Here is a 235-nt window from a genome sequence, read left to right as displayed (position 1 = left end):
CCGCCAAAGCGGCCCTGGAAACAGCGCGCATCAATCTCGACTACACCAAGATGCGCGCGCCGATCGGCGGCCGTGTCGATGCTTCCGCAGTCACCGTTGGCGCTCTCGTCACCGCGGACCAGACGACCGCACTGACCACCATCCGCCAACTCGATCCGATCAATGTCGACGTCACGCAGTCGAGCACGAACCTGCTTGAATTCCGTCGCGCCGTCGCGGAAGGCAGATTGAAGAC

The 235-nt window shown here is 63.0% G+C and carries 1 pseudogene; it reads left to right on the top strand.

Features of this window, described 5'->3' with window-relative positions:
• Positions 1-235, top strand: a pseudogene (locus ACPYOJ_RS36845) (efflux transporter periplasmic adaptor subunit); the annotation flags it as partial.

It is taken from the genome of Rhizobium sp. SVR5-9E, from assembly GCF_056755095.1.
The sequence above is the reverse complement of the archived record's forward strand: the minus strand, read 5'-3'. Positions and strand labels throughout refer to the sequence as shown.